General features: G+C 63.9%; 10 protein-coding genes and 1 tRNA gene. 2 read left to right on the top strand and 9 right to left on the bottom strand.

Features of this window, described 5'->3' with window-relative positions; translation table 11 throughout:
• Positions 1–92: 92 nt before the first annotated feature.
• The 3 genes from CSW59_RS04010 to clpX form a co-directional block, all read right to left on the bottom strand.
• On the bottom strand, positions 93–734 hold the full coding sequence (locus CSW59_RS04010) for a hypothetical protein (protein ID WP_143754944.1): 642 nt from the start codon (positions 732–734) through the stop codon (positions 93–95).
• 3 nt (positions 735–737) lie between these two features.
• The gene (locus tag CSW59_RS04005; protein ID WP_099442821.1) at positions 738–1,895 is read right to left on the bottom strand and encodes an alpha/beta fold hydrolase; all 1,158 of its coding nucleotides are present in this window, start codon (positions 1,893–1,895) and stop codon (positions 738–740) included.
• A 138-nt stretch (positions 1,896–2,033) separates the two neighbouring features.
• Complete coding sequence (gene clpX, locus CSW59_RS04000) at positions 2,034–3,296, bottom strand: ATP-dependent protease ATP-binding subunit ClpX (protein ID WP_099442820.1); 1,263 nt, start codon at positions 3,294–3,296, stop codon at positions 2,034–2,036.
• 337 nt (positions 3,297–3,633) lie between these two features.
• Between clpX and CSW59_RS03995 the strand changes: the two genes are divergently transcribed.
• Positions 3,634–4,308 (top strand): HAD-IB family hydrolase, encoded by a 675-nt coding sequence (locus CSW59_RS03995; RefSeq protein ID WP_099442819.1) that lies wholly within the window; start codon positions 3,634–3,636, stop codon positions 4,306–4,308.
• Positions 4,309–4,388: 80 nt separating this feature from the next.
• Here CSW59_RS03995 and CSW59_RS03990 read toward each other — a convergent pair whose 3' ends face one another.
• The 6 genes from CSW59_RS03990 to CSW59_RS03965 all read right to left on the bottom strand — a co-directional run bounded on the left by CSW59_RS03990 (position 4,389) and on the right by CSW59_RS03965 (position 10,456).
• Positions 4,389–5,021, bottom strand: a complete 633-nt coding sequence (locus CSW59_RS03990; protein ID WP_099442818.1) for an ATP-dependent Clp protease proteolytic subunit — start codon at positions 5,019–5,021, stop codon at positions 4,389–4,391.
• 177 nt (positions 5,022–5,198) lie between these two features.
• The gene (tig, locus tag CSW59_RS03985; RefSeq protein ID WP_304441814.1) at positions 5,199–6,557 is read right to left on the bottom strand and encodes a trigger factor; all 1,359 of its coding nucleotides are present in this window, start codon (positions 6,555–6,557) and stop codon (positions 5,199–5,201) included.
• A gap of 183 nt (positions 6,558–6,740) precedes the next feature.
• Positions 6,741–6,825: transfer RNA gene (locus CSW59_RS03980), tRNA-Leu, on the bottom strand.
• Positions 6,826–6,869: 44 nt separating this feature from the next.
• Complete coding sequence (locus CSW59_RS03975) at positions 6,870–8,321, bottom strand: NAD(P)H-hydrate dehydratase (protein WP_099442816.1); 1,452 nt, start codon at positions 8,319–8,321, stop codon at positions 6,870–6,872.
• Between the two features lie 10 nt (positions 8,322–8,331).
• The gene (locus CSW59_RS03970) at positions 8,332–8,901 is read right to left on the bottom strand and encodes a histidine phosphatase family protein (protein ID WP_099442815.1); all 570 of its coding nucleotides are present in this window, start codon (positions 8,899–8,901) and stop codon (positions 8,332–8,334) included.
• Between the two features lie 4 nt (positions 8,902–8,905).
• Positions 8,906–10,456, bottom strand: a complete 1,551-nt coding sequence (locus tag CSW59_RS03965) for an acetyl-CoA acetyltransferase (RefSeq protein ID WP_099442814.1) — start codon at positions 10,454–10,456, stop codon at positions 8,906–8,908.
• Between the two features lie 237 nt (positions 10,457–10,693).
• Between CSW59_RS03965 and CSW59_RS03960 the strand changes: the two genes are divergently transcribed.
• Complete coding sequence (locus CSW59_RS03960; RefSeq protein WP_013079372.1) at positions 10,694–11,032, top strand: P-II family nitrogen regulator; 339 nt, start codon at positions 10,694–10,696, stop codon at positions 11,030–11,032.
• Positions 11,033–11,042 lie beyond the last annotated feature (10 nt).

Below are 11,042 nucleotides of genomic sequence, written 5' to 3'. Positions count from 1 at the left end.
GACTTTCGCTCGCCCAAGCTTTGCGTGGCGCGAAAGCCCCACCGGCCGTCCAAGAGGTTTACGAAGCCGGTTTATCCACGAAAAAGGTGCGCCTAAAGGCGGGTGAGGACCATCTTCACGATCCCGACATAGGCGAGAAACAGCAAGGCCACGGCCCAGGCTGGCGTGCAAGGCCACACACAAGACAGTCCGAACAAGATGCCTGCGCCGATCACGCCGATGACGAACAGGATGAACGGCACGGCGGTCCGGGACAGGATCCCATTCGCCAACCGCAGCGGCCAATCGCGCTTGGCGCTGACTTCGGTCGGGCTGACGATGAGTTCGACAGGCTTGCGGACCAAGAACCCGGCGGCCTGATTCCAGAACGCCTCCCGAAGCGCCGCGCCATGTCCGCCGCGCGCGAATTTGACCTCCTCAAGGTTTTTGCTGTCGTTGGCCCTGCTGCCATTGAAAGGCTTGAAGCCATCGAAACCATCGAACCCTGCCGATCCCAAGTCTGCGTAAGGCAGCCACTGGATGAACTTGGGAAAAGCGGCGACGATGTAGTCGTTGGTCGCGACATAGTTCATCACGCCATCCACCTGCCCTCGATCGAGGAAGGTTTTCCATTCATAGTCACGCCGCACCACGCTGCCGGCGAAGACCAGGCGATCGAAGCGGATTGCGGGAGAGAGGGTCATCGCTCCGGCCAGCAGCGCCGTGCCATTGCTGTGCCCCATGTAGGAGAACACTGCTTACGGATAGAGCGCTCTGGCGCGAACATACTGGTCCATCAGCCATTCGACACGGCGGCGACGCAGAGCCTTGAAAACGAACGGGCCCATCGGAAAGAAGCCATAGCTAGACGTCACGGTCCGGCACTGCGTCTGTCCGCCACCCAACTTCTTCGCCCGCCCGGCGATCTTCTTCGTCCAGAAGCCGTAGTCACGTATGCCGTGGATCACGAAGACGACGCGCCTGACTTTCTCTCGCTTGTCAGCGGCGTCGGCCAGCTCCTCGTCAAAATCGTCCAGTCCGTCGCTCAGGTTGTCGGCCACCTCGTCGGCGCGATCTTTCCTCTTGAGGGCTGCGGAATCCCCGGTGAGGGCGAGGGCGAATATTCTCTTACGCTCCTCCCCTACGACCGGCTCGTCTAGCCGGATCATCGAGGCGTGGCCCGATTGCGGCGCCTCAAGGTAGATGAAATCGTCACCAGCGATCAGATCGACATTGTCCTTGGGCGACACGATGTCGTCAATCGTGCCCAGGACCTGCACCACCAGCGGCAGCTTTCGATGCTTCGCCATGGCCAACCACTTGAGCCGCAGGCCGGTGATGAACGGCGCGCCGCGACGCATCTCCAGGATGTAGCCGGTCGTTCCGATCCATCGCTGAAGCAGGCCGTAGGTGAAGAACTCCCAGACCGCCAGCGCAGCAAACAGCAGCCTCTGGAGGGGGCTTATCGCGACACTGTCCGACCATCCGCGATTGATCGCAGCCATTAGGACGATGCGTTCGACCTTGTCCGCCCAAGGGTGCAGTCGCCTTCCGATATCACCGCGCTCCCGCGCCCCGGCAGCCCGAAGCCAGGCCGCGCGAGCGACCAAGGCGCCGGCGCTGTGCCCCACGATCACGATCTTGGAATAGCCATGTGCGCGATCCAGGCAGGCGATGTCGATCGCAAGCCGCTTGGCGACCTGAAGAGGCTTAGCGAAGCTGAGCAGGCCACTGCCCAGCTCGGCGATGAACTGGTCGGCGGTCGGCTCCAGCCGCCTCGCCTCTTCCGACATGGAAAGCATCTTGGCGCCGGTTGCATTCCAGCCATGCGCCAGCACGATCAGGGTATCGCCTTGACCTTCGCCCGGCAAAAACTGGCCATGCAAGGCGCGCCCCTCGACCTCGAACGTCTCCATAGCGCTCCTCGGCCATCTCGAAGAACAGGGTTCATTAAGGCGAGAGCGACGTCAATGCACCCATGGAGTGCATCGACATAAAGAGAAACGCGCCCGCATCACTACAGGCGCGTTGCTCATATCGTAGTCAGAGAGCGATCAGGCCGAGGCCGCGCCGCCCTTCTTTTCCGCGTAGATCAGTAGCGGCTGAGCCCGGCCTTCGACGACCTCGGCATTGACCACCACTTCCTCGACGCCCTCATAGTTGGGCAACTCGAACATGGTCTCCAGCAGGATGCCTTCCATGATCGAACGCAAGCCGCGCGCGCCGGTCTTGCGGGCGATGGCCTTCTTGGCGACCTGATGCAGGGCGTCCTCGGTGAAGGTCAGGCCGATGTTCTCCATCTCGAACAGGCGCTGGTACTGCTTGACGAAGGCGTTCTTCGGCTCGGTCAGGATCTTGACCAGGGCGGCCTCGTCGAGGTCCTCCAGGGTCGCGACCACCGGCAGACGGCCGATGAATTCCGGGATCAGACCGAAGCGCTGCAGATCGTCGGGTTCGACGTTCCGCAGGATCTCGCCAGTCCGGCGCTCTTCCGGATCGGTGACCTTGGCGCCAAAGCCGATCGACTTGGCCGCGCCGCGCGCCGAGATGATCTTCTCAAGCCCGGCGAAGGCGCCGCCGCAGATGAACAGGATGTTCGTCGTATCGACCTGCAGGAACTCCTGCTGCGGATGCTTGCGCCCGCCTTGCGGCGGCACGGAGGCGACGGTGCCTTCCATGATCTTCAGCAGAGCTTGCTGCACGCCCTCACCCGACACGTCGCGGGTGATCGACGGGTTGTCGGACTTGCGGCTGATCTTGTCGATTTCGTCGATATAGACGATGCCGCGCTGGGCGCGCTCGACGTTGTAGTCGGCGGCTTGCAGCAGCTTCAGCACGATGTTCTCGACGTCCTCGCCGACGTAACCAGCTTCGGTCAGCGTCGTGGCGTCGGCCATCGTGAACGGCACGTCGATGATTCGAGCCAGGGTCTGGGCCAGCAGGGTCTTACCCGTACCGGTCGGACCGACCAGCAGGATGTTCGACTTGGCCAGTTCGACGTCGTTGTTCTTCGAAGCGTGGTTGAGGCGCTTGTAGTGATTGTGGACGGCGACAGCGAGGACCTTCTTCGCGTGGCCTTGCCCGATTACGTAGTCGTCCAGGACTTCGCAGATTTCGCGCGGCGTGGGCACGCCGTCCTTAGACTTCACGAAGGCGATCTTGTGCTCTTCGCGGATGATGTCCATGCAGAGCTCGACGCATTCATCACAAATGAACACCGTCGGTCCCGCGATGAGCTTGCGCACCTCATGCTGGCTCTTTCCGCAGAAAGAACAGTAGAGAGTGCTTTTCGTGTCGCCGCTCGCGGCTTTCGTCATGATCGCTTCTCACACTATGGCGACATACGGCTTAACGCCGAGACGCCCCTCCGAGCGCATAAGCCGCCACCGAAGCAGCCAGGATATACGCCGGGAGTTGTCTAATCCTTGACATTCCCCGATCCGGGCGCGCTTCACAAGCCTTGGCGGCGCCTTTCCCGCCTCAAACGCTTCAACGCGGCCGATCGTGTCATGACCTCGCCATCTAAATTGGGCGATTGGCGCTCGGGCGCAAGCGTTGCGCGTGTTTGGCCTTACCGCCACCCGCCGAAGCCCTTATTACAGAGGGTGGAATCGTGTGGAACCGAAGCGCGCCGCGCAACGGCATGGAAGGTTGATGGCCAAGCGTTCGTTGATGTCGAAGGGGTTAAGCGCCTCGCGCCCGATGACCGGCGAAATGGGTCACGAGCGAGCGTTGGTCGCGTTCGACTTCGACGGCACCCTGACGGTCAAGGACAGCTTCAACGCGTTCCTGAAATGGCGCGCCGGACCTCGGCGTTGGACGCGCGGTGTGTTGCGCCTGACCCCCGCCTTGCTGACCTACGTCTTCGACCGCAATCGCGGCAAGCTCAAGGCGGCCGCGGTTCGCGAGTTTATGAAAGGCGCGACTGTCGCCGAGATCGAGGCCGACGCGCGGGCCTTCGCGCAGGCCTTCGCCCCCTCCCTGCTGCGCCCGGACGCCGTGGCGGTCTGGCGCGCCTGGCGCGCCAAAGGCGCGCGGATCGCGATCGTCACGGCCTCACCCGAGATCACGGTGGCGCCCTTCGCTCGAGGCCTGGGAGCCGACGTCCTGATCGGCACGCGACTGATGTGTTCAGAGGATGGCCGCATCCTTGGCGGACTCGACGGCGCCAACTGCCGCGCCAAGGAGAAGGTCGTCCGGCTGCGTGAGGTCTTCGGGCCAGATGTCCATCTGACGGCCGCCTATGGCGACACCTCGGGCGACACTGAAATGCTCGCGATAGCCGACGAGAAGGGCTACCGAATCTTCCGGGGCAAGCCGATCACCTGAGCCGATTAGTCGCAGTCTTAGGACAAGAAAAAAGCCGCTGATCGAAGGATCAGCGGCTCTTCGTTTGAGGAGAGAGACGCCTATTCGGCGCCGGCCTCCGCCGCTTCGCGGCTGTCATAGACGTGGTCGACCAGGCCCCAGGCCTTGGCTTCGTCCGCGCTCATGAAGTGGTCGCGGTCCAGCGTGCGCTCGACCTCTTCATAGGTCCGACCGCAGTGCTTGACGTAGATTTCGTTCAGGCGACGCTTGGTTTTGATGATGTCCTCGGCGTGGCGCTCGATATCCGAGGCCTGACCGCGGAAGCCGCCCGACGGCTGGTGGACCATGATGCGGGCGTTCGGGAGGCTGATGCGCTGACCGGCGGCCCCGGCGCAGAGCAGGAGGCTGCCCATCGAGGCGGCCATGCCCATGCACACCGTCGAGACCGGGCTCTTAATGTATTGCATGGTGTCGTAGATCGCGAGACCAGCCGTCACCACGCCGCCCGGCGAGTTGATGTACATGGCGATCTCTTTCTTGGGGTTCTCGGACTCCAGGAAGAGAAGCTGCGCACAGATCAGGCTAGCCATGCCATCCTCAACCGGACCGGTCAGGAAGATGATCCGCTCCTTCAGCAGCCGCGAGAAGATGTCGAACGCGCGTTCGCCGCGGCTGGTCTGCTCGACCACCATCGGCACGAGGTTCATGGCCGTCGAAACCGGATCGTACATCATGGGGTATCACCCTTTTCGTGTGTCTTGGCCGCGCGAAACGAATCAGTCCCCACGCGCCGTCGACAACGCATATCGCGTGGCGCTTAACAGGTTGCAAGGCGCGGGCGAAAACCTCCGGACACGAAAAAGGCGCGGCTCTTTCGAACCGCGCCTCGTTTCGTCAGCCTCGATCGGCGCTTAGCCGCCGTAGCCTTCCGGCAGATCGTCTTCTTCCAGGAGCTCGTCCTTGGAGACTTCCTTTTCCTCGACCTTGGCCTTGCCGAAGATCAGGTCGACGACCTTGTCTTCGTAGATCGGGGCGCGCAGGGCCGCCTGCAGATCGGCGCGCTGGCGGTACATGTCGAACACCTGCTGGGCTTGCGCGCCGTACTGGCGAGCTTCGCGCATGATGGCGTCGGTCAGTTCCTGGTCGGTGACGACGACCTCGTTCTTGCGGCCGATCTCGGCGAGCACCAGGCCCAGGCGCACGCGGCGCTCGGCGATCTTGCGGTACTCGTCCTTCAGCTGGTCTTCCGACTTCTCGGCGTCTTCCGGCGGCAGACCGCCGCGAGCCTTGTCGGCCTCGACCTGTTGCCAGATGCCGGCAAACTCAGCTTCCACCATGCGCGGCGGCAGCGGGAAGTCGTGCTTGGTGTCCAAAACGTCCAGCAGGGCGCGCTTCAGCTTGAAGCGCGAGGAGTTGTCGTAGCGGCCCGACAGGTTCGAACGCAGCAGGTCCTTCAGGGCGGCCAGGTCCGACAGACCCAGGCGCTTGGCCAGCTCGTCGTCGGCCTTGCCGTCGACCGGGGCGCGGACTTCTTGAATCTTGGTGGCGAACTCGGCGTCCTTACCAGCCAGATCCTTGGCTTGGTATTCTTCCGGGAACTTCACCTTCACGACAACCTCGTCGCCGGCCTTAGCGCCGACCAGTTGGTCTTCGAAGCCTGGAATAAACTGGCCCGAACCCAGAACCAGCTCGGCGCCCTCAGCCTTGCCGCCGGCGAACTCGACGCCGTCGATCGTGCCGACGAAGTCGATCAGCAGTTGGTCGCCGTCCTTGGACTTCACGGACTTGCCCGTGCGCGGCTCGTAGGTGCGAGCCTGCTTGGCCAGCTCATCCAGGGCCTCGTCGACCTCAGCGTCGCTGACCTTATAGACCGGCTTGACCAGCTCGATCGACGTCGGGTCGATCGGCTCGAATTCCGGCATCACTTCAACGGCCAGTTCGAAGGCCAGATCTTCGCCGCCGGCGATGACCTTTTCCATGTCCGACGACGGGTTCAGCTCGGGCTGACCCGCCGGACGCAGCTTGTTCTCTTCGAGGACCTTTTGGGTGGTCTCGTTCAGCGCCTGCTCGACGACTTCGCCCATCAGGGCCTTGCCGTACAGGCGGCGCACGTGAGCCGTCGGCACCTTGCCGGGACGGAAGCCCTTCACGTTCATCTGCGGAGCGACTTCGGCGATCCGCGCATCCAGGCGCGTAGCCAGTTCACTCGCGGGCACCGTGACGCCAAAAACGCGGCTAAGGCCTTCGCCCGACTTTTCAACGATCTGCATCGACATTCTTAATTCTCGGGTCGAGGCGCCAAGCGCCCGATCTCCGCCCTGGGGTCCAAAAGATCGACGCCGCCCGCGAGGCCGGGGCGGCGAAAGAGCGCCCTTATGTCACGACGTGCGCGAGCATCCAAGAGCGCGATCGGTCAAAACTCGCGGGACGCAAGCCGCGTCCCGCGAGATGTCTGGTGCGGATGAGAGGACTCGAACCTCCACGCCTCTCGGCGCTGGAACCTAAATCCAGTGCGTCTACCAGTTTCGCCACATCCGCGTGCGACGGGAATTACGGACTTGGAGCGCGCCGCGCAAGCCCACTCAGCGTTTCGCGTGGAGTTCCGCCAGCACCGCAGGCGCCAAGCCTGGCAGATCCTCGGCGATCAAGCCCGGCCCATGGCGCGCCCCGCATTCGGCGTGGATCCACGCACCAGCGCAGGCTGCCTCGAAGCTTTCCATACCTTGCGCGATCAGCCCGCCGATGAAACCGGCCAGCACATCACCCGAACCAGCAGTCGCTAGCCAGGGCGTGCCGTTCAGCAGCACCGAAGTCCGGCCGTCCGGAGCGGCGACAACCGTGTCGGGCCCTTTCAGCAGCACCACCGCTCCGGCTCGCCGCGCGGCCTCCCGCGTCGCCGTGACCCGCTCGGACGACTTGGCGAGCAGGCCTGGGAAGATGCGTTCGAACTCGCCCGGATGGGGCGTCAAAACATCGTCGCGGTCCAGACAGGCGAAAAGGTCCTCCGCATCGTGTCGAAAGCTGGTCAGGGCGTCAGCGTCCACCACGAGCGCCGCGCCGGTGCGCGCCAGGGCCTGGAGATTGCGGGCCGTGGTCTCCCCCACGCCCGCGGCGGGTCCGATGATCACGGCGTCAGCCACTTCGGCCGCAACGGCGAGATCGGCGTCGGACTCGAAAGGCGCCAGCATGATCGCCTCCAGATGCGCGGCGTTTATAGCCAGAGCGCCAGGCGGCGAGAGCACCGTCACCGCCCCAGCTCCGACACGCAGGCCACCGCGAGCGGCGAGCCGCGCCGCGCCCGTGCTCCAGGCCTCGCCGCTAACGACTTTCAGCCGTCCCCGGCTGTGCTTGTGCGCATCGAACGCGGGCCAAGGAAAACGAGCAAGCCATAGGTCAGGATCGTTCTCAAACAGGTCTGGAGCCTCGATGTGCCCCAATCCGATGTCCGCCACCACCACGTCGCCACAGGCTCCACGCCCATCGGCCAGGACATGAGCGCGTTTCCGACGATGAAAGGTTAGGGTCATCTCCGCGCGGAACGCGAGGCCTCCCAAGGCGCGGCCGGTGTCGCCATGAACGCCCGAGGGCGTGTCGACCGCGACGATGCGCGGGGCGCTGTCTCGTGCGGACCGCGCCAGCGTCGCCACCTCGCCCTCTAAAGGACGCGTCAGCCCAGCTCCGAACAGAGCGTCTATGTAGAGCTGTCCCGACGAGGGAGATGAAGACAGCGGTCGCACCTCGCCCTTCCAGCGCGAAGCGGCCCAGCGCGCGGCGTCGGTCGCTGGAGGATAGGCGGCTTCGACGACGACCGACCAGCCGCGCTGCTTGAGATGCCGCGCGGCCACATAGCCATCGCCGCCATTGTCACCGGGCCCGCACCAGATCACGACCGGCTGACGTGGGTATCGAGATCGGATTGCGTCCGCGACCGCCTGCCCAGCCCGCTCCATGAGGACTTGGATCGGCGTGCCGCTGGCGACGGCGGCGCGATCCGCGGCGGTCATCTGGGCGACGGTCAGAATCTCTCGCGCCACGGCGACTCCTTCAAAGCACCTGGCTCTGAGCTTCGCGCCCTTTCTCGATCAGGATCAAGCGGCCGCCCTCCGCGCGGAAAAGCGTGCGCGAGCAATGGTCGGGACGGAAGACGACAACCTCGTCCCGCTCTGTGGCCGTAGCGACCGCAGCGTTCAGGGCGACGAAGTGACTGAAAACAGCTGCGCCGTCATGATCCAAGATGGCGGAGGTCACGCCCCGCGCCCACGCAGCATAGTCAAGATCACCAGCAATCTCGGTCCAGCGCCCCGAAAACGCCTTCCGCAACCAGTCCGGACGCTCGGTCGCCGTTAGCGCCCGCGGCGTCGGAATCTCGCCGACGCGAGGGTCGATCTCGATCTCCACCCCCAAGGCTTCAGCCAGAGGCGCGGCGGTCTCCTTGCAGCGACGCAGGGGCGAAGACACCACGCGGCTTGGTCGGAACGCCGCCGACAGGCCCATGATCTCGCGGGCGACCGCCCTCGCCTGCTCCAGCCCCGTCGCATCCAAACCAGGATCATCATCGGCGCCTCCCCAGGTCGAGGCAGGCCGGCCATGCCGGATAACATGAATGCCGCTCATGCGCTTAATCCGGCCTGAAGAGATTGCGGACGCCGTCTGGGTGCGCCCCAACCGTGCCTGTTCGGCCAACACCTTCGTGGCGCTCCAGATCAAGCAGCACCGCAGGATCGTCCGGCGTCTGGGCCACGAAGCGGCGGTCCTGGGCGTCTCGCCCGATGACGATCCCCATCCGCACACCCTCACGCCCATGCACGATCGTGTAGGTCTCGATCCGCGCACGGCCTTCCGGCCTCTCGACGATCTCTGGGTGAGGCAAGGCGTCGATCCTGGACTGCAGAACCGAAGGCGACTGCCGCTCCCAGCGCCCCTCCACAGGCTTGGTCGAATAGACGCCTACGGACTGCTTGGTCAGGAACCAGCCGTTGGCGGTCGAAAGCCCATAGACGCCCGGCTGACGGCGCAGGCGCGTGACCATTTCAGCGATCGCGTGAAGCGCATAGTTGTTTCCGGGGCCACCGAAATAAGGCAAGCCGCCGGTTACGGTCAGGCCTCTTGGATCATCCAACGCCAAGCCCAATTCCTCGGCTCCGATCCGGACCGCCGAGGGAAAACAGGAATAGAGGTCGATCAAAGAAAGGTCGGCCGCTGTAATCCCAGCCATTTCGAAGGCCAGCTCCCCTGTCAGCCGCATGGCGGGACTGGAATGGTAGTTCTGCCGCTCCAGCGGGTACCACAGGTCCGAGGCGTCGGCGCAGCCATGTAGGAACACCCACTTGCTCTGCGGTATGCCCAGCTCGCGAGCCTTGCCGACGCTGGCGATCAGGACGGCGGCAGACTGGTCAACCTCCATGATGGCGTTGAGATACTTGGCATAAGGAAAGCCGACCATGCGGTTGCGATCGGTCACGGTGACCAGCTCGTCGGCCGAACGCTCGACCGGGAACCAAGCATAGGGATTGGCGGCCGCCACCTTCGTGAATGGCGCGAAGAAGGCGCCCAGCGCCTTCTGATGCGCTTCGATCGAGACGCCATCACGCGCTCTTAGGGCGTTCTCGAACAAGGGATAGGTGTTAACCGGATAACCCAACCCGTGTGCGGCCTCCTGTGGAGTCACCCCGGGGCGCGGGTCGCCGATCCGTTTCGGTTTGCTGTCGATATCGTCCGCCCAGCCCTCGAATCCGAGCCCGCCTTTCATCCGCTTCATCAGCGAACCCAGGAACTCCGCGCCCCCGATCAAGGCCAGTTGAGCCTCGCCTTGCGCGATCCGCTCACAGACGACGTTGACCGCCTGCTGGGGACTGTTGCCGCCAGTCTCGGTGTAGACGCTCCAGCTTGGCTTCGCCGAAAGCGCTCGCGCCAACGACGCCGAGGGATCGCTCAGTCGCGGAAGCGGTAGCTTAGACAACCCTCCCGGAGCGTCGATGCTGAACGCCACGACCGCCAAAGCGTCTAGATCGGCAAGAACAGACCCCTTGAGCCCAGCATCCAGTGCAGCGCGTTCCGCCGCAACTTTCAGCAGTTCAAGCGGAGATGGCGAGTTTCCCGCTTCTCCGCGATATGTGAATTGGGCCGCACCGATCAAAACCGGCGTGTCGTCGCGCATATCCACCCCCATTCAAACGCTCGTTGGAGGCGATCCTAGGCGCGAAACCGAGCGTCGCAAGGCCATTTGGCCGCCATTCCGGAAATGCACCAAAAGTCGGCGCCCTTAGCGTAATTTTTGAACAGCCACTCCGAAGTCAACCGATCGGTCAGTTTTGTCGCCGCCACTCGCTTGCGGGCTAAGGGGCGCCGTGATGGTTGCGCGCTCAGAGAAGGCGGTTCGCCGCCGACGGGCCCGAAAGTGGAACCGATGAAGAAGATCGAAGCCATCATCAAGCCGTTCAAGCTGGATGAGGTGAAGGAGGCCCTGCAGGACATGGGCGTCCAAGGCATGACCGTGCTCGAAGCCAAGGGCTATGGCCGCCAGAAGGGCCACACCGAGCTCTATCGCGGCGCCGAGTACGTCGTGGACTTCCTCCCCAAGATCAAGGTCGAGGTGGTCGTCGAGGACAGCCAACTCGATCCCGCGCTTGAAGCCATCACCCGCGCCGCCCGTACGGGCCGTATCGGCGACGGCAAGATTTTCGTCTCGGAAATCGCGGAAGTGATCCGCATCCGAACCGGAGAAAACGGTCCGGCCGCTGTCTAGGCCTGACCGA

The sequence above is a fragment of the Caulobacter sp. BP25 genome (genome assembly GCF_002737755.1).
Classification (GTDB): domain Bacteria; phylum Pseudomonadota; class Alphaproteobacteria; order Caulobacterales; family Caulobacteraceae; genus Caulobacter.
Note: the sequence above shows the minus strand (reverse complement) of the source record. Positions and strands in the feature narration are given on the sequence as shown.

Bases quoted from the DNA above. Each gene is read 5' to 3' on its own strand.
- CSW59_RS04005 (WP_099442821.1), bottom strand. From the start codon at position 1,895: ATGGAGACGTTCGAGGTCGAGGGGCGCGCCTTGCATGGCCAGTTTTTG.
- clpX (WP_099442820.1), bottom strand. From the start codon at position 3,296: ATGACGAAAGCCGCGAGCGGCGACACGAAAAGCACTCTCTACTGTTCT.
- CSW59_RS03995 (WP_099442819.1), top strand. From the start codon at position 3,634: ATGGCCAAGCGTTCGTTGATGTCGAAGGGGTTAAGCGCCTCGCGCCCG.
- CSW59_RS03990 (WP_099442818.1), bottom strand. From the start codon at position 5,021: ATGATGTACGATCCGGTTTCGACGGCCATGAACCTCGTGCCGATGGTG.
- tig (WP_304441814.1), bottom strand. From the start codon at position 6,557: ATGCAGATCGTTGAAAAGTCGGGCGAAGGCCTTAGCCGCGTTTTTGGC.
- CSW59_RS03970 (WP_099442815.1), bottom strand. From the start codon at position 8,901: ATGAGCGGCATTCATGTTATCCGGCATGGCCGGCCTGCCTCGACCTGG.
- CSW59_RS03965 (WP_099442814.1), bottom strand. From the start codon at position 10,456: ATGGGGGTGGATATGCGCGACGACACGCCGGTTTTGATCGGTGCGGCC.
- CSW59_RS03960 (WP_013079372.1), top strand. From the start codon at position 10,694: ATGAAGAAGATCGAAGCCATCATCAAGCCGTTCAAGCTGGATGAGGTG.